Genomic DNA, 24038 nt, shown 5'->3' with positions numbered 1-24038 from the left:
TGGCTGTGACCCCGCTCATGCCCGACGGACGGATGGGATCAGCGACCCGCCGGCACCGTGTCCGGCAGGACCTCGCGGGTCGGGGGGATCTGGACGTCCTCGACGGGCGCGACGGGCGGGGTGGGCGCGGTGTCGGCGCCCTCGCGCGGCCCGCGCCGGGTCACCCGGGCGGCCAGCCGGCGTCCCACCTCGATCATCGGCAGCTCGACCCAGCGGTAGAGCACGTCCGCGACGATCAGCGCCACCACCACGGCGCCGAGGAAGACCCCGGTGCTGCGCCGCCCCAGCGCCGGCAGCAGCCCGATCGCCACCCGTGCCGCGATGGACTGGATCAGGTACATCGAGTACGACCGCTCGCCGATGAAGACCAGCGGACGCAGCCCCAGGCCGCGGGCGAGCACGCTGCGCGAGAGCAGGGGCGGCAGCAGCAGCGCGGCGGCGGCGGCGTAGGTGCCGATCAGCGCCTCCTGGCCGAACCGGATCGGCCAGTACTGCACGGACGCCTGGAACGCGATGAAGACCACGATCACGGCGGTGGCCGTCACCGGGTGGGTCAGGGGTCGGACCAGCGCGAAGCCCCGGGGGTGGTGCATCACCACGGCGGTCAGGCAGCCGAGCAGGATGGCCACGTAGTGGATCGGCCAGCTCAGCCAGGCGATGTCCGGCGGGATCATCGCGATGAAGAGCACGAGCAGGCCGGCCGTGACCGCCAGCCGGCGGCGGAAGGCGGCGGTCACCAGGACGAACGCGATGGCCGGCCAGAACAGGTAGAACTTCTGCTCGATCCCGATCGTCCAGGAGTGCAGGTACGGCGCGGTCCCGGGCAGGAGTTCGTTGATGAAGAGCAGGTAGTACTTCATCAGGCGTTCGATCGTCTCGGCGCTGCCGCTCAACCGGGCCAGCCCCCAGGTCAGGAACAGCACCAGCAGGTAGACCGGCATGATCCGGAAGAACCGCCGCAGGTAGAACGCCCGCAGCGAGACCTTGCCGTACCGGTGCTCCTCGCGCAGCAGCAAGGTCGTGATCAGAAAGCCGGAGAGCACGAAGAACAGGTGTACGCCGATCCACCCGGTCAACCACTTCCACGACGGACCGCCGTAGTGGAAGGCAAAGACCATGATCGCGGCAACCGCCCGCAGCCCGTCCAGGGCGGGGAACCGACGCATGGCCTGGAACTCGTTGAACTGAAGCGAACGCACCGGCGAAGTTTGCGTGAACGCCCCACCGGCGTCAAGCGGCCACGTCCACTCGCAACCGGCGGGGCGTGCCGTCCGGACAACCGGCGTTCCGACCCACGTCACCCGGACCGCCGATCGCGGTCATCTCCGCCCGGTAGACCGACGGGGTCAACCCTGAACGGGAGGAAGCATGACCGAGCTTGATCGACGTACCCTGCTGCGGGCCGGCCTGGTGGCCGGTGCCGGAGCCGCCGGCGGCGCGCTGCTGGGCGGTGCCGGCGCGTTCGCCGCCCCGGCCTGGCGCCCCGCGGGACGGCCGGTGCTCACCCACGGCGTGCAGAGCGGTGATGTGACCGCGGACTCGGCACTGGTCTGGACGCGTGCCGACCGGCCGGGCCGGATGCTGGTCGAGGTGAGCCGCCGACCCGATTTCCGGGGCGCGCGGCAACTGCGTGGCCCGGTCCTCGGCCCGGGCGGGGACTTCACCGGCAAGGTCCGGCTGCGCGGCCTGCCGGATGCCGAACGGCTGCACTACCGGGTCCGGGTGGAGAGCCTGGAGCGGCACGGAGTGGTCAGCGAGCCGCTGACCGGGTCACTGACCACCGCACCGGGTCGCCACCGGCGGCGTGACGTGTCGTTCGTGTGGACCGGCGACGTCGTGGGGCAGGGCTGGGGGATCGACCCGAACTTCGGCGGGATGTCGATCTTCCGGGCGATGCGGAAGACCCGGCCGGACTTCTTCCTGTGCAGCGGCGACACCGTGTACGCCGACGGCCCGCTCGTCGAGTCGGTGACCCTGCCGGACGGGCGGATCTGGCGCAACCTGGTCACCCCGGAGAAGAGCAAGGTCGCCGAGACGCTGACCGAGTACCGGGGACAGTTCGCGTACAACCTGCTCGACAGGCATCTGCGGGAGTTCGCCGCCGAGGTGCCGCAGATCAACCAGTGGGACGACCACGAGGTCCTGAACAACTGGTACCCGGGCGAGATCCTGGACGACCCGCGCTACACCGAGCAGCGGGTGGACGTGCTCGCCGCCCGGGCGCGGCAGGCGTTCAACGAGTGGCTGCCCGTGCCGGTCGACGGGCCGATGTACCGGCGTCTGTCGTACGGGCCGATGCTGGACGTGTTCGTGCTGGACATGCGGACGCACAAGGACCCGAACGACGGCAACACGTACGCCGACCCGAAGCGCGGTCTGCTCGGTCGTGAGCAGCGGGAGTGGCTGATCCGGGAACTCAAGCGCTCCACTGCCACCTGGAAGGTCATCGCCAACGACCTGCCGATCGGGGTGGTGGTGCCGGACGGTCCGGGTGCGCAGGAGGGCGTCGCGCAGGGCGACCCCGGTGCGCCGCTCGGTCGTGAGCTGGAGTTCGCCGAGGTGCTGCGGGCCACGCACCGGGCCGGGGTCACCGGCATGGTCTTCCTCACCGCCGACGTGCACTACTCCGCCGCGCACCACTACGACCCGTCCCGCGCGGCGGTCGGCGACTTCACCCCGTTCTGGGAGTTCGTCTCCGGCCCGGCGCACGCCGGTGCGTTCGGCCCCAACGCGTTGGACGGCACGTTCGGCCCGCAGGCGGCCTTCGTGCACGCCCCACCGCGCGCGAACACCTCCCCGGCGGAGGGCTTCCAGCACTTCGGCGAGGTCACCATCGACGGCGAGTCGGAGGCCCTCACGGTCCACCTCCGCGACCGCGACGGCGCCTCCCTCTGGACCACAACCCTCCCGGCCCCCTGACCCGAGTGCGCTGATCATGAGGTTGACGGGCGGATCGGTGATCCACTCACCAGTCAACCTCATGATCGACGGGGTGGGCGGTGGGTGTGGGCGGTGGGGGAATAGTCGGGGGCGGGGTCGGGGGTGGGTCTTGTATCGTTGAGCACCGTAAGGCGATGACCCGGCCATCACCGGTGAGCCTCCGGAAGAACAGCCGGGCAACCGGCCCAGTAGAACCGGACGGGTGCGGCCCGTCACAGCCGGCAATGAGCGGGCGGTCGATCCTGACCGCCAAGCGGGGTGGTACCGCGGGCCACCCGGGAGCGCCGTTCGAGGCGTACCCCGGACGGTTCGTCCTCGCAGACCCACGTTGAGTGAGCTGCATGAGGAGAGCGACCCCCGATGGCCTATCCGTTGCACGACCCGACCGCCGCCGGTGTCCCGGCGAGCCCGGACCTGCCCGCGGTCGAGCGCCGGGTCCTGGAGCACTGGACGGCCGACAAGACCTTCGAGGCCAGCGTCGAGGCCCGCCCGGCCGGCGACGACGGTAAGAACGAGTACGTCTTCTACGACGGCCCGCCGTTCGCCAACGGCCTGCCGCACTACGGCCACCTGTTCACCGGGTACGTCAAGGACGTGGTGCCGCGCTACCAGACCATGCGCGGGCGGCACGTCGAGCGGCGCTTCGGCTGGGACTGTCACGGCCTGCCCGCCGAGGTGGTGGCCGAGAAGCAGCTCGGCATCACCAGCAAGGCGGAGATCATCGACCTGGGCGTGGCCCGGTTCAACGACGCCTGCCGCGCCTCGGTGCTGGAGTTCACCCAGGACTGGGAGCGGTACATCAACCGGCAGGCCCGCTGGGTCGACTTCGCCAACGACTACAAGACCCTCGACCTGGACTACATGGAAAGCGTCATGTGGGCCTTCAAGACCCTGCACGACAAGGGTCTGATCTACGAGGGTTTCCGGGTGCTCGCGTACTGCTGGCGCTGTGAGACGCCGCTGTCGAACACCGAGACCCGGATGGACGACGTCTACCGGGACCGGCACGACCCCACCCTGTCGGTGTGGTTCGGGCTGACCGCCGACGAGTCCGCCCCGGAGCTGCTGCGCGGGCCGGTCAAGCTGGGCGTCTGGACGACCACGCCGTGGACCCTGCCGTCGAACCTGGCGCTCGCCGTCGGCCCGGACATCGAGTACGCGGTGCTGGAACACCGGGGTTCCCCCGACAGCGAGCGCAGTGGGGAGCGGTTCGTCGTCGGCGCGGCGCGGCTGGCCGCGTACGCCAAGGAGCTGGACTCCTTCGAGCAGGTCGGCACGGTGTACGGCAGTGACCTGGTCGGACGCCGCTACACCCCGCTGTTCGACTTCCTCGTCGAGCAGGCCGGGGAGAACGCCTACCAGGTGCTCGGCGCGGAGTTCGTCACCACCGAGGACGGCACCGGGATCGTGCACCTCGCACCGGCCTTCGGTGAGGACGACCAGAACGTCTGCAACGCCGCCGGCATCCCGACCATCGTCACGGTGGACGACCACACCCGGTTCACCGCGCTGGTCCCGCCGTACCAGGGTGAGCAGGTCTTCGACGTCAACAAGCCGGTGATCCGGGAGCTGAAGGATCGGGGGGTGGTGCTCAAGCAGGACACCTACACCCACTCGTACCCGCACTGCTGGCGCTGCGACACCCCGCTGGTCTACAAGGCGGTGTCGTCGTGGTTCGTCGCGGTGACGCAGTTCCGGGACCGGATGGTCGAGCTGAACCAGGAGATCAACTGGACGCCCGGCCACATCAAGGACGGCTCGTTCGGCAAGTGGCTGGCCAACGCCCGAGACTGGTCGATCAGCCGCAACCGGTTCTGGGGTTCGCCGATCCCGGTATGGAAGTCCGACGACCCGAACTACCCCCGGCTCGACGTCTACGGTTCCCTCGCCGACATCGAGCGTGACTTCGGCGTACGCCTCAGCGACCTGCACCGGCCGGCGGTGGACGACCTGGTCCGCCCGAACCCGGACGACCCGACCGGTCAGTCGATGATGCGTCGGGTGCCGGAGGTGCTGGACTGCTGGTTCGAGTCCGGGTCGATGCCGTTCGCCCAGGTGCACTACCCGTTCGAGAACGCTGACTGGTTCGAGCACCACTACCCGGGTGACTTCATCGTCGAGTACATCGGGCAGACCCGCGGCTGGTTCTACACGATGCACGTGCTGGCCACCGCGCTGTTCGACAGGCCGGCGTTCCGCAACTGCCTGAGCCACGGCATCCTGCTCGGCTCGGACGGGCGCAAGATGTCCAAGAGCCTGCGCAACTACCCGGACGTCTACCACGTCTTCGACGCGTACGGCTCGGACGCGATGCGGTGGATGCTGATGTCCTCGCCGGTGCTGCGCGGCGGTGACATGGCGGTCACCGAGACGCTCATCCGCGACGCCGTCCGGCAGGTGCTGCTGCCGCTGTGGAACGTGTGGTACTTCTTCACGCTCTACGCCAACGCCGACGGGCACCAGGCGCGTCGACGTACCGACTCGACGCACCTGCTCGACCGGTACGTGCTGGCGAAGACGAACGAGCTGGTGGCCACGGTCGGCGCGCAGATGGACGCGTACGACATCTCCGGCGCCTGCGCCACCGTCCGGTCCTACCTGGACGCGCTGACCAACTGGTACGTGCGCCGCTCCCGGGACCGGTTCTGGTCCGGTGACGCCGACGCGTTCGACACGCTCTGGACCGTGCTGGAGACGCTCTGCCGGGTGGTGGCGCCGCTCGCGCCGTTGACCGCGGAGGAGATCTGGCGTGGCCTGACCGGGGAGCGGTCGGTGCACCTGACCGACTGGCCGGAGGCGACCGAGTTCCCGGCCGACCACGACCTGGTCGCCGCGATGGACGCCACCCGGGCGGTTGCCTCGGCGGCGCTGTCGCTGCGCAAGGCCAAGGGTCTGCGGGTGCGGCTGCCGCTGTCGAAGCTGACCGTGGCCTCGCCCGCGGCGGAGCAGTTGCGGCCGTTCGCCGACCTGGTCACCGACGAGGTCAACGTGAAGGCCGTGGAGTTCAGCGCTGAGCTGTCCGCGTACTGCGAGCAGGTGTTGACAGTGGTGCCCCGGGCGCTCGGCCCGCGGGTCGGCAAGCAGGTGCAGCAGGTGATCAAGGCGGTCAAGGCGGGGGACTGGGAGCTGGTCGACGGCGCCCCGGTGGCTGCCGGCGTCACCCTCGCCGAGGGCGAGTACGAGCTGCGGCTGGTCGCCGCCGACGCCGAGCACTCGGCGCCGCTGCCGGGCGGTGAGGGTGTGGTGGTGCTGGACACCGAGGTGACCCCGGAGTTGGCCGCCGAGGGGTTGGCCCGCGACGTCGTGCGGGTGGTGCAGCAGGCCCGCCGGGACGCCGACCTGGACGTGTCGGACCGGATCGTGGTGTCGGTGTCGGCGTCCGACGAGGTGCGCGCGGCCGTGTCGGCGTACCTCGACTTCGTCTCCGGCGAGGTGCTGGCCGACTCGGTGGACTTCGCCGAGGGCCTCGACGGCTTCGCCGGTGAGGTCGGCGAGGGCGAGCAGGTAACGGTCACCGTCCGCCGGTCGTAGCGCACGGACGCGGACGCCTCCACACCTCCGTCTGCGGGGTGTGGAGGCGTCCGCTACCGTGACACCGCCTGCTCGCACCTCATCTGCCGGAGGACCAGTGCCCCTGCTCTACACCATCGGCAAGCTGACCGTGGCGCCCACGCTGCGGGTGGCGTTCCGCCCGACCGTGGAGGGTCTGGAACACGTGCCGGAGACCGGCGGCGCGATCTTCGCCGGCAACCACCTCTCGGTGGCCGACGAGCTGTTCCTCGGCACGGTCGTGCCCCGACACCTGGCGTTCTGGGCGAAGTCGGAGTATTTCAAGGGCACCGGCGTGAAGGGTGCGATCTCCAAGTTCGTGCTCACCGGCCTGGGCGCCATTCCGGTCGAGCGGGCCGGCGGCCGGGCCGCGCTGTCCGCGTTCGACGCGGCGATCCCGGCGCTCAAGGGCGGTGACCTCGTGGTGGTCTACCCGGAGGGCACCCGCTCGCCGGACGGCAAGCTCTACCGAGGGCGGACCGGGGCGGCCCGACTGGCGATCTCCGCCGGCGTGCCGATCATCCCGGTCGGCATGATCGGCACGGACAAGGCACAGCCGATCGGTGCCCGGGTGCCGCGTCCCGGCACCGCCAAGATCACCGTCCGGTTCGGCAAGCCGTTGGACTTCACCGGCCGGCCGGACGACCGGACCTCGCTGCGGCAGATGACCGACGAGCTGATGAGCGAGATCCAGAAGCTCACCGGCCAGGAGTACGTGCCCCGCTACGCCCCGCCGCGCGCCCACCCGGACCCGACCCGCGAAGCCTGACCTGCGGGGCGTTCCTCAGCCCTTGGGTTGGACGATCTGGGCGCGCAGCGTGTTCAGCAGGGTGGCGCTGTCGCCGACGGAGAGCCGGGTGAACACTCCGGTGGCGATGCTGCCGTGGTCGACAGAGGTGCAGACCACCACGTCGCTGCCGTCCGCCCGGCCGACCGCGCAGCGCTCATGCCGACCGCGTACGCCGGTGTCCACCGTCTCCGGGGCGTTCAGCGCGTAGCGGTCGGTGAGCCGGCTGATCTCGGCCTCCGCGTCCGACTCCGGGCTCAGCCGGAAGCCGGTGCCGCCGAAGACCGTCACCCGCTTGCCGCTGTTCGTGGAGTAGACGCCGGCGAACGTGTCCTCGGCCAGCCAGTGCTCCTGGCGTACCTCGTTCTCCAACTGCTTGGCGGTCTCCGCGCTGCGGCTGTCCTGACGCAGGCTGAGGTCCTCGATCTGGACGGGCAGTGCCGCGCGGGCCGGGTACTGGGCCGAGACCGGGAACCCGTAGTAGGCAGGGCACCCGCAGCAGCAGGCGAGGGTGAGCAGCAGCAGCCACGGCCAGCGGCGGCGTCGGCGGACCGGCACCGGAACGTACCCCTTGGGGGCCTGCCAGTCCGGCGGCGGCGCCGGTGGCGGCGGGCTGGACCGCCGGCCGCGACGCTGCTTCGGCGGTCGGGCCGGCGTCGGGGGAGGTGCGGGCGGCGACATCGGCCGACTCGGCATCGTGGGCCTGGCGGCCTGTGGCGGCACCGGGGCGGCCTGCGGCGGCAGCGGGTGCGGGCCGACCGGGGGAGCGGGCGGACCGGACCACTGCCGGGTCGACGGCGGCGACGGGTAGGGCATCGTCGGAGGCAGCGGGGGCAGCTCGGCGGACGGTAGGTCCCAGCCGCCGGTGTCCACGCCGGCCCACGGGTCGACCGGGGTCTGGTGCTCGGGCGGCCCGACGGGCACGGCCTGCGGCGGCGTCGGCTCGGCCGACTCGCCCCAGGCGGGCCGGCGCGGCGACGGAGGCGGCACCGGGGCCGAGCCGCTCCACCGGGGCGCGGGAACGTCGGCGGTGGCGGTCGACTCGGGCTGGCCCGACGGCTCGGGTTGGTCCGCAGCTGTGGGCTGCGCCGAGGGCTCAGGCTGGTCCGATGGTACGGGTGGGGAGGTCGGCTCGTCGGCGGCCGCCGGATCCCGGTCCGGCTCCGCGCCCGGGGTGTTCCCGTCGGCCGGCCCTGCTCCCGTCTGGGGCTCGGGCATCGCGGCAATCTCCTCTCGCGCCGGTCCGAGGTTAGTACCGCGTCGCCACCGTCGGACGGGCGCGTACCCTTGGGCATCATGAGTGCCCCGTCCACGACGCCGCGCGCGGCCGCGACCAATTCGGTCTGGCCCCAGCTCGAGCCGCTGCTGCCCCAGGTCTCCAAGCCCATCCAGTACGTCGGGGGCGAGCTGGGTGCGGTGACTAAGGACTGGGATGCCGCAGCCGTGCGCTGGGCGTTGATGTATCCGGACGCGTACGAGGTGGGCCTGCCCAACCAGGGCGTGCAGATCCTCTACGAGGTGCTGAACGAGCTGCCCGACACCCTCGCCGAGCGGACGTACGCGGTCTGGCCCGACCTGGAGAACCTGATGCGCACGCACGGCGTGCCGCAGTTCACCGTCGACGCGCACCGGGCGGTACGCGGCTTCGACGTGTTCGGCATCTCCTTCTCCACCGAGCTGGGTTACACCAACATGCTCACCGCGATCGACCTGGCCGGCATCCCGATGCTGGCAGCCGACCGCACCGACGCCGACCCGGTGATCGTGGCCGGCGGACACGCCGCGTTCAACCCGGAGCCGATCGCCGACTTCATCGACGCCGCCGTGCTCGGCGACGGCGAGGAGGCGGTCCTGGAGATCACCGCGATCGTCCGGGAGTGGAAGGCCGAGGGCTCCCCGGGCGGCCGCGACGAGCTGCTGCTGCGGCTGGCCCGCACCGAGAGCGTCTACGTGCCGCGCTTCTACGACGTCGACTACCTCCCGGACGGGCGCATCCAGCGGGTCGTGCCGAACCGGGCGGACGTGCCGTTCCGGGTGCACAAGCGCACGACGATGGACCTGGACGCCTGGCCGTACCCGAAAAAGCCCCTCGTGCCGCTGGCCGAGACGGTGCACGAGCGGTACGCGGTGGAGATCTTCCGGGGTTGCACCCGGGGCTGCCGGTTCTGCCAGGCGGGCATGATCACCCGTCCGGTCCGGGAACGGTCGATCACCACGGTCGGGCAGATGGTCCGTGACGGCCTGGAGTTCTCCGGCTTCTCCGAGGTGGGCCTGCTGTCGCTCTCCTCCGCCGACCACTCCGAGATCGGCGACATGTGCTCTGGCCTCGCCCAGCAGTACGAGGGCACCAACGTGTCGCTGTCGCTGCCGTCGACCCGGGTGGACGCCTTCAACATCGACCTCGCCCAGGAACTGTCCCGCAACGGGCGGCGGACCGGCCTGACCTTCGCCCCGGAGGGCGGGTCGGAGCGGATCCGCAAGGTCATCAACAAGATGGTGACGAAGGAAGACCTGATCCGCACCGTCGTCACCGCGTACACCAACGGCTGGCGGCAGGTGAAGCTCTACTTCATGTGCGGCCTGCCCACCGAGACCGACGAGGACGTCCTCGAGATCGCGGAGATGGCCCACGAGGTGATCAGGGCCGGGCGGGCCGCCACCGGTTCCAAGGACATCCGGTGCACCGTCTCGATCGGCGGGTTCGTGCCGAAGCCACACACCCCGTTCCAGTGGGCCTCGATGGAGCGTCCGGAGGTCATCGACCACCGGCTCAAGATCCTCAAGCAGGCCATCAACTCGGACCGGTCGCTGGGCCGCGCCATCGGCTACCGCTACCACGACGGCGAGCCGTCGCTGATCGAGGGCCTGCTCTCCCGGGGCGACCGCCGCGTCGGCTCGGTGATCCGCAAGGTCTGGGAGGACGGCGGCCGGTTCGACGGGTGGAGCGAGCACTTCTCGTACCAGCGCTGGGTGGACGCGGCTGCCGAGACGCTGCCCGCGTTCGGGGTGGACCTCGACTGGTACACCACCCGGCAGCGCGAGGAGCTGGAGGTCCTGCCCTGGGACCACCTGGACTCGGGCCTGGACAAGGACTGGCTCTGGCAGGACTGGCAGGACTCGGTCAGCGAGTTCGAGCAGGACGACTGCCGGTGGACGCCCTGCTTCGACTGCGGCGTCTGCCCGTCGATGGACACCGAGATCCAGATCGGCCCGACCGGTAAGAAGCTGCTGCCGCTGACCCCGCTGGGCGGCAACGGTATGAAGGTGCCGGCCTCCGGCCACTCACACTGACGCGCCATCGGGGCAGCGCCGGGCGGCGTTGACCCACTACTCTCCACTTCCGACATCCCCCAACGGGTCCGCTCCTCGCGGACCCGTTGGCGTTGGTCGGGCTTCCTGACACCCCCCGCACATGACATCGACAACTGTCGGTTCGTTCGGACGGCGACCAGGGCTGCCCCGACGTGGTCAGACTTCGATACGCTGCGTCTGACATGGACCGACCCCGAGGGTCGGAAACGGGGGAGGAACCGCATGGGGAGCTTGCCGCCGCCGAACACCGGCGATCTGCACGTCAGCGTCGAGGACCTGGACGCCGCCGCCGCGTACGTCGAACGGCTGAAGCAGTATGTCGAGGACACTCTCAGCTACGAGATGGAGCGCATCAAGGAGCGGATGAAGGGCGACAGCAACAACGCCCAGGCCGTTCCGAACGGCACGCCCTTCGGCGCGTTCGAGGACGCCCGCCTGCAGTGGCGGACGCTGGAGACCTCCACGGCCAACATGGAGCTGCACCTCAAGACGCTCTCCCAGAAGCTCGCCGCGCTCAAGCAGGGCACCGAGGACATCGCCAAGGCGTTCCGCGACGCCGAGGCGCGCAACGGCGCCAACGGCAAGGAGATCGAGCGGCTGCTGGAGTCGGCGGCTCCGCCGCCCCCTGCCGGCGGCACGCCCACCTACCCGCACACGGCCTGAGGGGGACGTCATGGCTGGAGGAACCTGGGAGCGGTGCGTCCGCGAGGTGACGCTCTCCGCGGACCCGGAAACGGTCGGCTCGGTCGGGATGGGGTGGAGCAACCTCTCCGCCGGCCTGGGTCATCTGCGGGACGCGCTCGTCGGTCGGTCGTTCGTCGGCCCTGTCGCGACGGGTCAGGAGCGCCCGCACGTGGGTGGTCTGCCCGGCATGCTCACCGGCTGGAAGGGCAGCGGCGGTGACGCGTACCGCGAGCATCTCGGCAAGATCGGCAAGCAGATCGAGGATCTGATCACCGACGCGAGCAACGTCAGCGGCGCGTTGACGCGGATCGAGGGCGACATCCGCAAGGTGGTGGCCACGATCCCGATCCCGTTGGGGGACGACTTCGGGTGGAACGAGTGGAGCCTGCCCAACGGCACCGAGCTCGATGACGCCCGCGACGGCGAGAGCTCGTCGGGCTTCCTCGCCGCGCTGCGCGCGGACTACCAGAGCAACCCCGCGTCGTACGCCGACGGGGCGTTCCGCGACAAGGCCGACGACCTCGAAGCGACCATGAAGGTCGACGGCCAGGCCGGTGACCAGAAGCGGGGCGGCTTCTGGGACACCAAGGCCCATCTGGACAACTGGTACCGGGACAATCAGCAGGCGGCGAACGCGGCGATGTCACCGCTGCCGCCGGCCGTGTACACCGAGCGTCCAAAGCTGGTGGTCGGCGATCCAGGACGCTCTTTCGACGACTACCGACCCGACGATCGGGTGCCCCCGAAGGGGTTGCCTGAGACCGGCGGCATTGGGGGCGGCGGTGGTGGCGGCGGTGGCGGTGGTGGCCCGTCCATCGGCAGCAGGCCGCCCGGCATCAGCGACATCAACGGGGGCCCCACGTCCACGGTGGCCCCGTTCACCCCGACGACGTCCGGTGGCCCCGGCGGCGGCCCCTCGTTCGAAGGCTCCGGCCCATTCGCGCCGCCGACCACCGGCTCCGGCTATCCGGACGGCGACGGCGGCTACAGCACCGGCCTGGCCGGTGCCGCGCCCACCACCATCGGTGGCGTGGGTGGTGGCCTCGGCAGCGCCGGGGTCGGCAGCGCCGGTCTCGGTGGAGCCGGCGGTGGGTTCGGTGGCGGCGTCGGCGCGGGCGGTGGGCTCGGGTCCGGCGGTGGTCTGGGTGCCGCCAGCGGGATCGGTGTCGGCGGTATCCCCGGCATGGTGGGTGGCGGCAACGGAAAGATTCCGCCGGTGACGAGCGCGGCCAACGCTCTGCGTACCGCCGCTGGCGCGGGTGCCGGTGGTGCCGGCATGCCGGGCGGCGCGCGTGGCGGTGCCGGGATGGGCGGCGCCGGGATGATGGGCGGCGGCATGATGGGCGGCGCGGGCGGTGCCGGGCACGGCGGTGGCACCGGCTCCGAACACTCGTCGTGGTTGACTGAGGATGACGATCCGTGGGGTCCTGGTGACGGGGCGTCCCCGGGCGTCCTTCGATGAGGACGGACGGATGAGGGTGAATGCTGCAGCGTTCCGGCCGGTGACTGCCTGCCTGCTGGCGGGTCTCCTGGTGCTGGGGGCCGCCCAACCGGCGGCCGCCGCGCCTCGGCGGGCCGAGCAGTGGTATCTGGACGAGCTCCGGATCTCGCAGGCGCACAAGCTGTCCACCGGGCAGGGCGTGGTCGTGGCCGTGATCGACAGCGGCGTCGACGCGAATCACCCGGATCTCAAGGGCCAGGTGCTGGCCGGTGGCCGCAGCGACGGCGGCAGTGGAGATGGACGGGCCGACGCGCAGGGGCACGGCACGCACATGGCCGGCATCATCGCGGCGACGAACGCCAGCCCCGACGGCGTGGACGGCATTGCCCCCGGCGCGAAGATCCTGCCCATCAGGCTGGACGCCTCTGCGGATGATGCGCCGTACGACGAAGTGACGGTCAGCCGCGGCATCCGGATGGCCGTCGACGGTGGCGCCAAGGTGATCAACGTGTCACTGGGCAAGCCGTCGGCCGTCACCCCCGAAGAGGTCAGCGCCATCCAGTACGCCCTGGAGCACGACGCCGTCGTGGTGGTCGCCGCCGGTAACACCGCCAAGGGCAGCGTCAAGGTCGAGGCTCCCGCCAGCGTCCCCGGCGTGATCGCCGTGACCGGGACGACCCGGGGCGGCAGCTTCTGGTCCGGCTCGGTCCAGGGCCCCGAGGCGGTGGTCGCCGCACCTGGCGATGACATCTACAACGCCGGCCGCAACAAGGGCTACGGCTGGGGTGACGGCACCTCCGACTCCACGGCGATCGTCTCCGGTGTGGCCGCGTTGATCCGATCGAAGTACCCGAACCTCGACGCCGCCAATGTGATCAACCGGATCATCCGGACCGCCCGGGACGCGGGCCCCGCCGGCCGGGATCCGCAGTACGGGTTCGGCCTGATCGACCCGGTGACCGCGCTGAGCGCGAACGTGCCGCCGGTCAGCGCCAATCCGCTGCTAGACCCGGCCGTCGCGGCCAACCCGGCACCCACTCGGACAGCGGACGCGGCCGAGGAGTTCGACGTCACCCAGCACGGCGACCGTGGCGGCCCCACCGACCAGCAGGTCATGGTGGTCGTCATCGGCATCGCCGTGGTGCTGGTGCTGCTGCTGGGGTTGGCGGTGTTCCTGATCTGGAACCGACGTCGGTACCGCCGCGAGGCGGCCCTGGCCGCCGACCTGCCGGACGACCTGCTCGACCAGGTGGCCACCGACGGGTACGCCCCACCGGGTGCTGGTTACGCCCCGCCACCCGGTTACCCCGCACCCCCGGGCTACGCCCCACCGTCCGGCTACGCCCCACCGTCCGGCTATGCGCCGCAGCCGCCGGGCTACGGCCCGCCCGGCGGGGGCCCGTCGGCTCCACCGGGGAGCGACAACCGGTCCTGATCGCCGATGGCCGGCCGGGTGACCTGTGTGTCACCGGCCGGCCATTTGGCGTCCTGGCCGGGTGATCATGGCCCCCGTCGACCGGTTTCACCCCGTTCGTCGGGGCGAGGCGACAGCCCCGGCTGCGTACCGTCACGGACCCTGCGCCAGGATGGGTGCACACGCAGGTACCCCCGAGGAGCCCACGATCGCCAAGAAGCCTCAACCCGAGGGCGGCCAGGCACCGGTCGTCCAGCGCGTCCGCATCCGGTACGCCAAGCGCGGCCCGCTGCGGTTCACCTCGCACCGGGACTTCGCCCGTGCCTTCGAACGCGCGCTGCGCCGGGCCGCCGTGCCGATCGCCTTCTCCCAGGGTTTCCACCCGCACCCGAAGATCTCCTATGCCAGCGCCGCCCCCACCGGGGTGGCGAGCGAGGCGGAGTACCTGGAGATCGCCCTCCAGTCGGAGGTCGACCCGGAGGCGCTGCGCGCCGCGTTGGACGCCGCGCTCTCACCTGGGCTGGACGTCCTGGACGCCGTGGTCGCCGAGGGAGGGAGTCTCCCGGACCGGATCGAGGCGTCGCGCTGGTACATCGAGATGCCCGAGGTCGACCCGGCGGTGCTGCGCACGGCGGTGGACGCCTTCGTCGCGGCCGACGAGGTGCTGGTGGAGCGGATGACCAAGCAGGGCCGACGCACGTTCGACGCCCGTGTCGCCGTGATATCCATCGATGTCCCGGCGTCGGCACCGACGCCTTCCGGGGCGCCGGCCGTACCGTGTGCGATACTCGAACTGGTCGTGCGGCAGGTCACCCCGTCCGTACGGCCCGATGACGTCCTTTCCGGCCTCCGCGTGGTGGCCGACCTGGAGCCGCCGGTTTCGCCGAGGGTGACCCGGCTGGCTCAGGGCACGTTGACCGCGCAGGGTGCGATCGTGGATCCGTTGGATGCGGACCGCGACGGGGCAGCCATCGTTGGGCACTGACCGACGGTCGGTGTTCTGGCAGGCAGACTTCGGCGGTCGCGCACCACGCGCGCCCGGCGGAAACACTTTTGCGGCGACCCTGCGTGGCAGCGCTCACCCGCGCCCGGGCTAGCCAGAACTGGAGAACGTCCATGCTCGAGAACGAGCCCGAGGGCGGCGAACGGACCGGTTCACAGCCGGCCGGTGAAACCGCCGACGACAGCACCACGGTCGACGGCGCCGCCGTTGTGACCCCCACCACGGCCGTCGGCTCGGCCTCGGTCGAACCGGCAGGCGCGGAGACGGCTGAGCCCGCCGCGCCGGTGCGGCGTGCGAGGACGACCCGTCGTCGGGCCGCCCCGCTCAACCAGGCGGAGCAGACCGACGCGCCGATCGAGGCGTCCACGGGTGGGTCCGGCAGCGTCGAGTCGCCGCAGGCGGAGGTCTTCGCCCCGGTCTCCGGTGACCAGGACGTCGCACCGAAGACCCCCCGGCGCCGCCGCAAGGCCACCCCCGTCGAGACCACCGCCGAGGAGCCGCTGGTCGCCGCCTCCGCGGAGGCGGCCTCGGCCGAGGTGGTCCCGCCGGTCAAGGTGACCCGGACCAGGCGCAAGAAGGCCACCCCGGCTGCGGTCGAGGAGCCGCCCGCCACCGAGCAGCCGGCCGCCGTCGAAGAGCAGCCCTCGATCGAGGAGCCGGTCGTCGTCGAGGAGCCTGCGGAGTCCGACCTGCGCGAGGCCGAGGCCGAGCTGAACGACACGGACACCCTTCCGAGGGCGAGCGCCGCCGAGCTGGCCTGGACCAGTGGTGCGCAGGAGCGCTCCGGCGAGGTGCCGCCAGGTGTGGCCGTCCCCGCTGTGGCCGATGAGCCCGACGAGCCGGCCGAGGTCGAGCCGGAGCAGCCGCGTACCCGTCGTCGGAGGGCCGCCCTCTCGGCGCCCACCGTGCTGTTCATGGCACCCCAGCCGGACGCTGTGCCGGTGACCCGGCCGGTGGAGCCGGCTCCGGTCGCCGAGGAGCCGGCTGTGGAGGAGGCCGCCGAGCCGTCCCGCCGCCGCCGGCGTGGTCGCCGCGACATCGAGCCGGTCGAGCCGGTCGAGGCGATCGAGGCCGAGGAGGAGCCGGTCGAGGAGGCCGACGAGGCCACCGAGACGGATGAGGACGACGAGGACAGCGCCGCCGCGCGCCGTCGGCGCCGGCGTGGTCGCCGGGGCCGGGGCCGCGGCAAGGGTGGGGCCGACGACGCCGAGGACGAGGAGTCCGAGGAGGCGGCGCAGGCCGACGAGGAAGAGACCGCAGAGGTCGAGGCCGAGAGTGACGAGGACGAGGAGACCGAGGGCGGCGATGGCCTGACCCGTCGTCGCCGGCGTCGTCGTCGCCGTGGTGCGGGCGACACGGAGGGCGCCGCGGACGACGGTGTGCCGACCGTGGTCAAGATCCGTGAGCCGCGCCGGACCGTCGACGAGGTGCAGGGCGTCTCCGGCTCGACCCGCCTGGAGGCCAAGCGTCAGCGCCGCCGCGACGGCCGGGAGCAGCGGCGTACCCGACCGCCGATCCTCAGCGAGTCGGAGTTCCTGGCGCGCCGGGAGGCCGTCGATCGCGTGATGGCGGTCCGCCAGCGCGGTGACCGTACCCAGATCGCCGTCCTGGAGGACGGCGTGCTGGTCGAGCACTACGTCACCCGCAACTCCTCCGGCACCATGGCCGGCAACGTGTACCTGGGCAAGGTGCAGAACGTGCTGCCGAGCATGGAGGCGGCGTTCGTCGACGTCGGCCGGGGCCGCAACGCGGTGCTGTACGCCGGCGAGGTCAACTGGGACGTGTCCGGCCTGGAAGGGCGGGCCCGCTCGATCGAGCAGGCGCTGCGCTCCGGCGACTCCGTGCTGGTTCAGGTCACCAAGGACCCGATCGGGCACAAGGGCGCCCGGCTGACCAGCCACATCGCGCTCTCCGGCCGGCACCTGGTCTACGTGCCCAACGGCAACGCGTCCGGGATCAGCCGCAAGCTGCCGGACAACGAGCGCAAGCGGCTGCGCGACGTGCTCAAGAAGCTGGTCCCGGACGGCGCGGGCGTCATCGTCCGCACTGCCGCCGAGGGCGCCACCGAGGACGAGCTGGCCCGTGACGTCAAGCGGCTCCAGGCGCAGTGGGAGGACATCCAGGCCAAGGCCGCCGAGGGTGGCGCCCCGGCGCTGCTCTACGGGGAGCCGGACCTGGTCATCCGCGTGGTCCGTGACCTGTTCAACGAGGACTTCCGCGAGCTGGTGATCGAGGGCGAGCAGTCGTACGACATCGTCGAGTCGTACCTGTCGCACGTCTCTCCGGACCTGGTGGACCGGGTGCGCCGGCACGTCGGCACGAGCGACGTCTTCGCCGAGTACCGGATCGACGAGCAGATCATCAAGGGCCTGGACCGCAAGGTCTTCCTGCCCTCCGGTGGCTCGCTGGTGATCGACCGCACCGAGGCGATGACTGTCGTCGACGTCAACACCGGTAAGTACACCGGCTCCGGGGGCAACCTGGAGGAGACCGTCACCCGCAACAACCTGGAGGCGGCGGAGGAGATCGTCCGTCAGCTCCGGTTGCGCGACATCGGCGGCATCGTGGTGATCGACTTCATCGACATGGTGTTGGAGTCGAACCGTGAGCTGGTGCTGCGCCGACTCACCGAGTGCCTGGGCCGGGACCGGACCAAGCACCAGGTCACCGAGATCACCTCGCTCGGTCTGGTGCAGATGACCCGTAAGCGGATCGGCGCGGGCCTGCTGGAGGCGTTCAGCGAGACCTGCGAGTGCTGCAAGGGCCGGGGCGTCATCATGCACACCGAGCCGGTGCCGGAGAAGCCGCGCCCTGCCGGTGCGGGGGAGAAGGTCAAGGCGGTCGCCTCGTCGGTGGCCGCCGCCGCCCCGGCCACCGAGCAGGCCACCACCTCGTCCCGCCGCCGGGCACGCAAGAACGCCCCGACCGAGCGGGCCGTCGTGGAGGTCGTCGACACCGACAACAGCGCCGAACCGGACGCCGACTACCAGGACACCATGGGCTACGACCTGTCCCGCTACGAGTCGGAGACCGCCGCCGCGCCGGCGATCTCCGACAGCCAGCAGGGGGAGTCGGCTCGGCTGGCGGCGGCGGACGACCCGGACGCGCTCGCCGACGGTGACGGCGACGAGGACGCCACCGAGGGTGGCGCCGGCCGACGCCGTTCGCGCCGAGGTGGCGCCCGCCGGCGTACGCGCCCCTGACCGCCTGACCGGCCAAGTGTTTGACGAGGTCCCTTTCCCGGCAATGTGACGGGGGAGGGACCTCGCCGTTGCGGCCACCCCGGTCCAGGATCGGTCGTCCCGGGTCAGGAGAAGAAGATGCGTCGTCTGCTCGCCGTCACCGCGTTGGTCACCGTGCTGGCTGGCTGCTCCGCCGACCGGCCCGGGGGCGTCGGGCCAGGTCCGACCGGCGTGACCACCGGTGGCTCGACCTCCGGATCGAACGGTGTTCCGGCCAGTGGTGCTGCGGCGGGCGGCTCGCAGGTCTGTGTCGCCGCCCAGCAGGCCAGCACCACCGCCGTACGGACGTACGTGGCGGAGCTGGGCCGGATGGTCGCGGCGGTGGGCGCCGGGGACACCAGCACGGCCGAGGCCGCCCGTGGGCGGGCCGAGGCGGCACTGGACGGCTGGCGCACCGAGCTGCGGGAGCAGTCGGAGCAGGCCACCGATCCGCAGCTCAAGACTCTGCTCACGGACCTCGGCACCGAGGTGGCCGCGCTCAGCGTCGACGTCGAGTCGATCGACGAGACTGAGCTGGACCGGCTCCAGCAGCGTCTCGACCAGCTCTGCGCGCGCTGACCAGGGCGGGCCGGTTTGGGGTCGGGGCCGGCAATGGCGTACTCTTGCCTGCGGCCCACCTTTGGTGTGCCGAGTTCCCGTGTGCCCGCGCCGCCGTGCACTGCTACCCGGCGAGCCGCTGCGGGGACGACCGCCAGCAGCCTCAACGACAGGGAGTCCGCCTCCGATGTACGCGATCGTCAAGACCGGCGGCAAGCAGTACAAGGTCGCCGAGGGCGACGTGATCGAGGTCGAGAAGCTCACCGGTGCCCCCGGTGACGCGGTGAAGCTCACCGCGGTGCTCCTCGTCGACGGTGACGACCTGGTGACCGACGCGGCGAAGCTTGCCGAGGTCGCGGTGTCCGGCGAAATCGCCGCGCACACCAAGGGCCCGAAGATCCGGATCCACAAGTTCAAGAACAAGACCGGCTACCACAAGCGCCAGGGTCACCGCCAGCCGTTGACCCAGGTCAAGGTGACCGGCATCTCCAGCGGGAAGTAGGTCGTCCTCCAATGGCTCACAAAAAGGGTGCGTCCAGCTCGCGTAACGGTCGTGACTCCGCGGCCCAGCGACTCGGCGTGAAGCGCTTCGGTGGTCAGGTTGTCAGCGCCGGTGAGATCCTCATCCGGCAGCGTGGCACCAAGTTCCACCCCGGTGACCTGGTCGGCCGTGGCGGCGACGACACGCTGTTCGCGCTGTCGGCCGGTGCGGTCCTGTTCGGCACCAAGCGCGGTCGCAAGACCGTCAGCATCGTTCCGCAGCAGTAGTTCTCGAGCCAAGCGGGCCGCGGACCTACGGGTCCCGGCCCGTTTGGCTTTTTTCGAAGTGCGGGGTTGGACCTCGCTGGAAGGATTGACGCCGTGGCAACGTTCGTTGACCGGGTCGTTCTGCATCTGCAGGCCGGCGATGGTGGGCACGGTTGTGTCTCGATCCACCGCGAGAAGTTCAAGCCCTTCGGCGGACCGGACGGCGGTAACGGGGGGCACGGCGGCAGCGTGTCGCTGGTGGTCGACCCGCAGGTGACCACGCTGCTCGACTTCCACTTCCACCCGCACGTCAAGGCCGACAACGGCAAGGGTGGCGCCGGGTCGAACCGGGACGGGGCCAACGGTCACAACCTGGTGCTCAAGGTGCCCAACGGCACCGTGGTGCAGACCACCGACGGCACCGTGCTGGCCGACATGGTCGGTGCCGGCACCACCTTCGAGGTGGCCCGCGGTGGGCGCGGCGGGCGGGGCAACGCCTCGCTGGCCAACGCCAAGCGCAAGGCTCCGGGCTTCGCCGAGCTGGGCGAGCCCGGCGACCAGCTGGACATCGTGCTGGAGCTCAAGAGCGTCGCCGATGTGGGCCTGGTGGGTTTCCCGTCGGCCGGCAAGTCGTCGCTGATCTCGGTGATCTCCGCGGCCAAGCCGAAGATCGCCGACTACCCGTTCACCACTCTCGTGCCCAACCTCGGTGTGGTCCGCATGGACAACCACACCTTCACCGTCGCGGACGTCCCGGGTCTGATCCCCGGTGCGGCGACCGGCAAGGGTTTGGGCCTGGAGTTCCTACGGCACATCGAGCGCTGCGCGGTGCTGGTGCACGTCATCGACTCGGCGACCCTGGAGCCTGGGCGTGACCCGGTCGCCGACATCGACGCCATCGAGGCGGAGCTGAGCCAGTACGGCGGGCTGACCGACCGCCCGCGGCTCGTGGCCGTGAACAAGGTCGACGTGCCGGACGGCCGGGACCTCGCCGAGATCGTGCGCCCCGACCTGGAGGAGCGCGGCTACCGGGTGTTCGAGGTGTCCGCGGCCACCCGGGAAGGGCTCAAGGAGCTGACCTACGCGATGGCCGAGCTGGTCGAGGCCGAGCGCAAGGCCGCACCGCCCGCCGAGCCGACCAGGATCGTGATCCGTCCGATGGCCGTGGACGACGACGGCTTCACCATCACGGCCGAGGCGGACGGCTCGTTCACAGTGCGCGGTGTCCGGCCGGAGCGCTGGGTCAAGCAGACCAACTTCGACAACGACGAGGCGGTCGGCTACCTGGCCGACCGGCTGGCCCGGCTCGGGGTGGAGGACAAGCTGGCCAAGGCCGGCGCGCAGCCCGGTGACCTGGTCCGGATCGGGGCGCGCGAGTTCGACTGGCAGCCGACGCTGTTCGCCGGCGTGGACTTCGTACCCGGTAACCGGGGCACCGACGTCCGCCTGGAGGAGAAGTCGAACCGGGCCTCGGCGGCGGACCGGCTCGCCGCCCGCAAGGCCCGCCGGGTGCGGTCGGCCGACGAGGTGGGCGCGGACGCGTCGGACGACCTCGACGACATCGAGGACGAGGACGACGCCGAGTAGTTCGTTGCGCTCTGTGATCGGGTTGATTTCCGGAAACCTCCCCGAAATCCACCCGTTCTAGCGTGGGGTGATGCTGATCGAGTCCCGGCCTGTCACCGATCCGGAGATCGCCGCCCTCGTGATCGCGCAGCAGCGTGAGCTGCGTGAGGCCGATGGCGGGTTGGACGGGCAGGTCTTCATGCCGCACGACGACGTCCGCTACCTGGCGGTGGTGGTCAACGGTCGGGCGGTCGCCTGCGGAGGGCTCCAGTCGCTCGACGCCGAGACCGGCGAGATCAAGCGAATGTACGTGCGGCCCGCGTACCGGGGGCGGGGCGTCGCCCGCCAGTTGGTGGCAGCGCTGGAGGAGTGCGCGTTCCGACAGGGGCACTCGGTGGTCTGCCTGGAGACCGGCACCTACCTGCCGGCGGCGATCGCGCTGTACACCTCGTGTGGCTACGAGCAGATCCCGGTCTACGGCGAGTACGTGAGCAACCCGTACAGCATCTGTTTCGCCAAGCGGCTGCCGGTCGCGGCCTGACGGCCGCGTCGCCGGTCAGGCGCCGGTGCTGGCGTGCTCGACGGTCACCGGCTTCGACTCGGGTGAGGCGTGCTGGCGCAGGACGATGCTCAGCAGGATCAGCGCACCGACCGCGAGGAACTCGCTCTGCCAGTTCTGCATGGACTGGAACCAGAAGTCGCTGGTGCTGAGGAAGTCCCACACCCCGATCGGCGGTGCGCCGCTCTGCAGCGCCTGCTCCTGGTTGTACGCCGCGGTGCCACCGAGCAGGTGACCCACGAACGAACCGGCGAAGATCAGCAGCAGCGCGAGGGAGAGGCTGTTGCGGTAGATCACCAGCGGCAGACCGCCGACACGCACCGGCCAGGGCGACTGCGGGGTGGCCCGGCGCTCGTCGTCCTCCGGCCGGTCGGTCTGGTCCACCGGCTTCGACTCGGCCGAGCCCCGCTGCACCAGGTAAGCGGTGAGCAGCACGTACCCGCCCATCTGGAGGAACTCCGACTCCCAGTTCTCGAAGACCGCCTCGGCGAAGTGCCCACTGGTCAGGTACGCCGGCCAGCTCAGCGGCGCGGCGCCGAACTCGGTCAGCTCCTCATTGTGGGTCTGCCAGCCGAAGACGCTTTGCAAGACGAGGAAGACCAGGAACGCCCCCAGCATGGCGACGGCCAGGCCGTTGTTGCGTAGCCAACGAGGCATGACGGACCCCCTTCGCAGGGCGATTACCCCCGTGGGCGTGACCGCGAAACCCCCGAAGCTCCAGGTCAGTGCCGTTCGGCGGGATTGTCGAGGCGCCCGCCGGTGCCCACCTGGTTCGACAGCAGCAGCCCGAGCGCGAGCATCCCGAAGCCGAGCGCGAGGTGCAGCCAGTTGTCGGCGTCGTTCAACGGCAGGATGTTCGCCCCGCCCTCCGGGTTGATCGCCTCGATCCCCAGGCCGTACAGCCAGAGAGCGAGGTAGATCGCGCCGCCGGCGGCCAGGAACAAGCGGGCGCCGGCGATGCTGCGGGCCAGCACCAGACCGACCAGCCCGAAGAGCAGGTGCACCGCGTTGTGCAGGATCGACACCTGGAACAGCCCCAGCAGCCGGGCGTCCGAGTGGTGCCCGGCGAATCTCAGCTCGCCGTAGTCGGTGGTGATGCCGGGGATGAAGCCGAGGACGCCGATCAGCAGGAAGACCCCGGCGACGGCCAACGCGGCCAGCTGGACCCGGGGTCGGGGCACGGCCGGTCGGCCCCCTCGCGCGTCTCGTGCCATCGCTGCCCCCTCCATGGATCTGCCAGCACTCGCGAACCTCACTGTCCGCAGCGGCGACGTGACGCAGCCCGACGATCCTCCATTTTGAAGTCGGACCGACCGGTCCCGCAGAGAAATGCACGAAGAGGTATGGAAGCCGAAACGCAGGGTAGGTAAATGGTCAGCGGCTGCGGCAACGCAGCCACGCGGCCACATCCCCCCAGCACAACCGCGACGACTTTCTGAGCGGAAGGGAAATCATGTCTTACGATCTTTCACCTACGTCTTCCACGTACGGGCAGGAGTCGACGAACGGCGGTGGCGTTCGCGACCAGGCGCGCCAGGTCGGTTCCGAGGCCGCGCAGGCTGGCGGCGCGGTCGCCCAGACCGCCAAGGAGCAGGGCACCGAGGTTGGCCGCGAGGCGGCCCGGCAGGCCCGCAACCTGTACGGCGAGGCCCGCACCCAGCTCGCCAGCCAGACCGGTGAGCAGCAGCGCCGTGCCGCCGGTGGGCTGCGTTCACTGGCCGACGAGATGCGCTCGATGGCCGAGCAGGGTGGCCAGGCCGGCCCGGTGACCGAGCTGGCCCGCCAGGCCGCCGACCGGGTGCACGGCGTCGCCGGCTGGCTCGAGGAGCGCGAGCCCGGCGACCTGATCACCGAGGTACGCGACTACGCGCGACGCAACCCGGGCACCTTCCTGGTCGGCGCGGCGGTTCTCGGCGTGTTGGCCGGCCGGCTGACCCGCAGCATCTCCGCCGCTGGCGACGACTCCGGCAACGGAAGCTCGACCTACCGGGGCGCCGGGGCGTACGACCCGGAGCAGACCGCCGTGATCCCGACGCCGCCGCCTGCACCCCGCGCGGCGCCGAACGCCGCCCCGGCTGGCGGCTACCTCGACCCGACCCCCGGCACGTACACCGAGCCGACTCCCGGCGGTTACACCGAGCCGACTCCCGGTGGTTACACCGAGCCGACCGGCACCGGGCAGCCGCTGCCTCCGGTGACCCAGACCGACCCGCTGCCGGGCGTTCCGTCCAGCGGCAGCCCGCGCCCGTGACCCGCC

The 24038-nt window shown here is 71.2% G+C and carries 19 protein-coding genes; 15 read left to right on the top strand and 4 right to left on the bottom strand.

Going from position 1 to position 24038, the window contains the following annotated elements; translation table 11 throughout:
- Positions 1-38 precede the first annotated feature (38 nt).
- Positions 39-1199, bottom strand: a complete 1161-nt coding sequence (locus HNR22_RS12885; RefSeq protein ID WP_179780576.1) for an acyltransferase family protein — start codon at positions 1197-1199, stop codon at positions 39-41.
- Between the two features lie 169 nt (positions 1200-1368).
- Between HNR22_RS12885 and HNR22_RS12880 the strand changes: the two genes are divergently transcribed.
- The 3 genes from HNR22_RS12880 (at position 1369) to HNR22_RS12870 (ending at position 7258) form a co-directional block, all read left to right on the top strand.
- Positions 1369-2919, top strand: a complete 1551-nt coding sequence (locus tag HNR22_RS12880) for an alkaline phosphatase D family protein (protein WP_179780575.1) — start codon at positions 1369-1371, stop codon at positions 2917-2919.
- 381 nt (positions 2920-3300) lie between these two features.
- Complete coding sequence (gene ileS, locus HNR22_RS12875; RefSeq protein ID WP_179780574.1) at positions 3301-6471, top strand: isoleucine--tRNA ligase; 3171 nt, start codon at positions 3301-3303, stop codon at positions 6469-6471.
- A gap of 97 nt (positions 6472-6568) precedes the next feature.
- Positions 6569-7258 carry a 1-acyl-sn-glycerol-3-phosphate acyltransferase gene (locus HNR22_RS12870; protein ID WP_179780573.1) on the top strand — a complete coding sequence of 230 codons (690 nt, stop codon included), beginning with the start codon at positions 6569-6571 and terminating at the stop codon, positions 7256-7258.
- 15 nt (positions 7259-7273) lie between these two features.
- Here HNR22_RS12870 and HNR22_RS31365 read toward each other — a convergent pair whose 3' ends face one another.
- A complete protein-coding gene (locus tag HNR22_RS31365) occupies positions 7274-8494 on the bottom strand; it encodes a hypothetical protein (protein ID WP_246382817.1) in 1221 nt (406 codons plus the stop codon).
- A 78-nt stretch (positions 8495-8572) separates the two neighbouring features.
- Here HNR22_RS31365 and HNR22_RS12860 point away from each other — a divergent pair, with 78 nt between their 5' ends.
- From HNR22_RS12860 to HNR22_RS12810, 11 genes are all read left to right on the top strand, one after another.
- A complete protein-coding gene (locus HNR22_RS12860; RefSeq protein WP_179780572.1) occupies positions 8573-10567 on the top strand; it encodes a TIGR03960 family B12-binding radical SAM protein in 1995 nt (664 codons plus the stop codon).
- A gap of 243 nt (positions 10568-10810) precedes the next feature.
- Positions 10811-11251, top strand: coding sequence for a hypothetical protein (locus tag HNR22_RS12855; protein ID WP_179780571.1), 441 nt, complete (start codon positions 10811-10813; stop codon positions 11249-11251).
- A gap of 10 nt (positions 11252-11261) precedes the next feature.
- On the top strand, positions 11262-12734 hold the full coding sequence (locus HNR22_RS12850) for a hypothetical protein (protein ID WP_179780570.1): 1473 nt from the start codon (positions 11262-11264) through the stop codon (positions 12732-12734).
- Positions 12735-12744: 10 nt separating this feature from the next.
- Positions 12745-14148: a type VII secretion-associated serine protease mycosin gene (gene mycP, locus HNR22_RS12845; protein ID WP_179780569.1), complete on the top strand. Its 1404-nt coding sequence runs from the start codon at positions 12745-12747 to the stop codon at positions 14146-14148.
- 151 nt (positions 14149-14299) lie between these two features.
- The gene (locus HNR22_RS12840; protein ID WP_179780568.1) at positions 14300-15112 is read left to right on the top strand and encodes a TIGR03936 family radical SAM-associated protein; all 813 of its coding nucleotides are present in this window, start codon (positions 14300-14302) and stop codon (positions 15110-15112) included.
- Between the two features lie 131 nt (positions 15113-15243).
- On the top strand, positions 15244-18333 hold the full coding sequence (locus tag HNR22_RS12835; RefSeq protein ID WP_179780567.1) for an Rne/Rng family ribonuclease: 3090 nt from the start codon (positions 15244-15246) through the stop codon (positions 18331-18333).
- A gap of 117 nt (positions 18334-18450) precedes the next feature.
- On the top strand, positions 18451-18930 hold the full coding sequence (locus HNR22_RS12830) for a hypothetical protein (RefSeq protein ID WP_179780566.1): 480 nt from the start codon (positions 18451-18453) through the stop codon (positions 18928-18930).
- A 166-nt stretch (positions 18931-19096) separates the two neighbouring features.
- Positions 19097-19411: a 50S ribosomal protein L21 gene (gene rplU, locus HNR22_RS12825; RefSeq protein ID WP_007464063.1), complete on the top strand. Its 315-nt coding sequence runs from the start codon at positions 19097-19099 to the stop codon at positions 19409-19411.
- A gap of 11 nt (positions 19412-19422) precedes the next feature.
- A complete protein-coding gene (gene rpmA, locus HNR22_RS12820) occupies positions 19423-19677 on the top strand; it encodes a 50S ribosomal protein L27 (protein WP_074313740.1) in 255 nt (84 codons plus the stop codon).
- A 93-nt stretch (positions 19678-19770) separates the two neighbouring features.
- Positions 19771-21243, top strand: a complete 1473-nt coding sequence (gene obgE, locus HNR22_RS12815; protein ID WP_179780565.1) for a GTPase ObgE — start codon at positions 19771-19773, stop codon at positions 21241-21243.
- 70 nt (positions 21244-21313) lie between these two features.
- Positions 21314-21763 (top strand): GNAT family N-acetyltransferase, encoded by a 450-nt coding sequence (locus tag HNR22_RS12810; RefSeq protein WP_179780564.1) that lies wholly within the window; start codon positions 21314-21316, stop codon positions 21761-21763.
- A gap of 15 nt (positions 21764-21778) precedes the next feature.
- On the opposite strand, the gene HNR22_RS12805 is transcribed toward HNR22_RS12810, so the two are convergent.
- Complete coding sequence (locus tag HNR22_RS12805) at positions 21779-22438, bottom strand: DUF6766 family protein (protein ID WP_179780563.1); 660 nt, start codon at positions 22436-22438, stop codon at positions 21779-21781.
- Between the two features lie 65 nt (positions 22439-22503).
- Positions 22504-22995, bottom strand: a complete 492-nt coding sequence (locus HNR22_RS12800) for a DUF4383 domain-containing protein (protein ID WP_179780562.1) — start codon at positions 22993-22995, stop codon at positions 22504-22506.
- Positions 22996-23234: 239 nt separating this feature from the next.
- Here HNR22_RS12800 and HNR22_RS12795 point away from each other — a divergent pair, with 239 nt between their 5' ends.
- Positions 23235-24032, top strand: coding sequence for a hypothetical protein (locus tag HNR22_RS12795; RefSeq protein ID WP_179780561.1), 798 nt, complete (start codon positions 23235-23237; stop codon positions 24030-24032).
- Positions 24033-24038: the final 6 nt, after the last annotated feature.

The organism is Micromonospora jinlongensis (assembly GCF_013410645.1).
Taxonomy (GTDB): Bacteria; Actinomycetota; Actinomycetes; order Mycobacteriales; family Micromonosporaceae; genus Micromonospora; species Micromonospora zamorensis.
The sequence above is the reverse complement of the archived record's forward strand: the minus strand, read 5'-3'. Positions and strand labels throughout refer to the sequence as shown.

Bases quoted from the DNA above. Each gene is read 5' to 3' on its own strand.
- rpmA (WP_074313740.1), top strand. From the start codon at position 19,423: ATGGCTCACAAAAAGGGTGCGTCCAGCTCGCGTAACGGTCGTGACTCC.
- HNR22_RS12805 (WP_179780563.1), bottom strand. From the start codon at position 22,438: ATGCCTCGTTGGCTACGCAACAACGGCCTGGCCGTCGCCATGCTGGGG.
- HNR22_RS12840 (WP_179780568.1), top strand. From the start codon at position 14,300: ATGGGTGCACACGCAGGTACCCCCGAGGAGCCCACGATCGCCAAGAAG.
- rplU (WP_007464063.1), top strand. From the start codon at position 19,097: ATGTACGCGATCGTCAAGACCGGCGGCAAGCAGTACAAGGTCGCCGAG.
- HNR22_RS12855 (WP_179780571.1), top strand. From the start codon at position 10,811: ATGGGGAGCTTGCCGCCGCCGAACACCGGCGATCTGCACGTCAGCGTC.
- mycP (WP_179780569.1), top strand. From the start codon at position 12,745: ATGAGGGTGAATGCTGCAGCGTTCCGGCCGGTGACTGCCTGCCTGCTG.
- HNR22_RS12800 (WP_179780562.1), bottom strand. From the start codon at position 22,995: ATGGCACGAGACGCGCGAGGGGGCCGACCGGCCGTGCCCCGACCCCGG.
- HNR22_RS12850 (WP_179780570.1), top strand. From the start codon at position 11,262: ATGGCTGGAGGAACCTGGGAGCGGTGCGTCCGCGAGGTGACGCTCTCC.
- HNR22_RS12810 (WP_179780564.1), top strand. From the start codon at position 21,314: ATGCTGATCGAGTCCCGGCCTGTCACCGATCCGGAGATCGCCGCCCTC.
- HNR22_RS12795 (WP_179780561.1), top strand. From the start codon at position 23,235: ATGTCTTACGATCTTTCACCTACGTCTTCCACGTACGGGCAGGAGTCG.
- HNR22_RS12830 (WP_179780566.1), top strand. From the start codon at position 18,451: ATGCGTCGTCTGCTCGCCGTCACCGCGTTGGTCACCGTGCTGGCTGGC.
- HNR22_RS31365 (WP_246382817.1), bottom strand. From the start codon at position 8,494: ATGCCCGAGCCCCAGACGGGAGCAGGGCCGGCCGACGGGAACACCCCG.
- HNR22_RS12835 (WP_179780567.1), top strand. From the start codon at position 15,244: ATGCTCGAGAACGAGCCCGAGGGCGGCGAACGGACCGGTTCACAGCCG.
- ileS (WP_179780574.1), top strand. From the start codon at position 3,301: ATGGCCTATCCGTTGCACGACCCGACCGCCGCCGGTGTCCCGGCGAGC.
- HNR22_RS12860 (WP_179780572.1), top strand. From the start codon at position 8,573: ATGAGTGCCCCGTCCACGACGCCGCGCGCGGCCGCGACCAATTCGGTC.
- HNR22_RS12880 (WP_179780575.1), top strand. From the start codon at position 1,369: ATGACCGAGCTTGATCGACGTACCCTGCTGCGGGCCGGCCTGGTGGCC.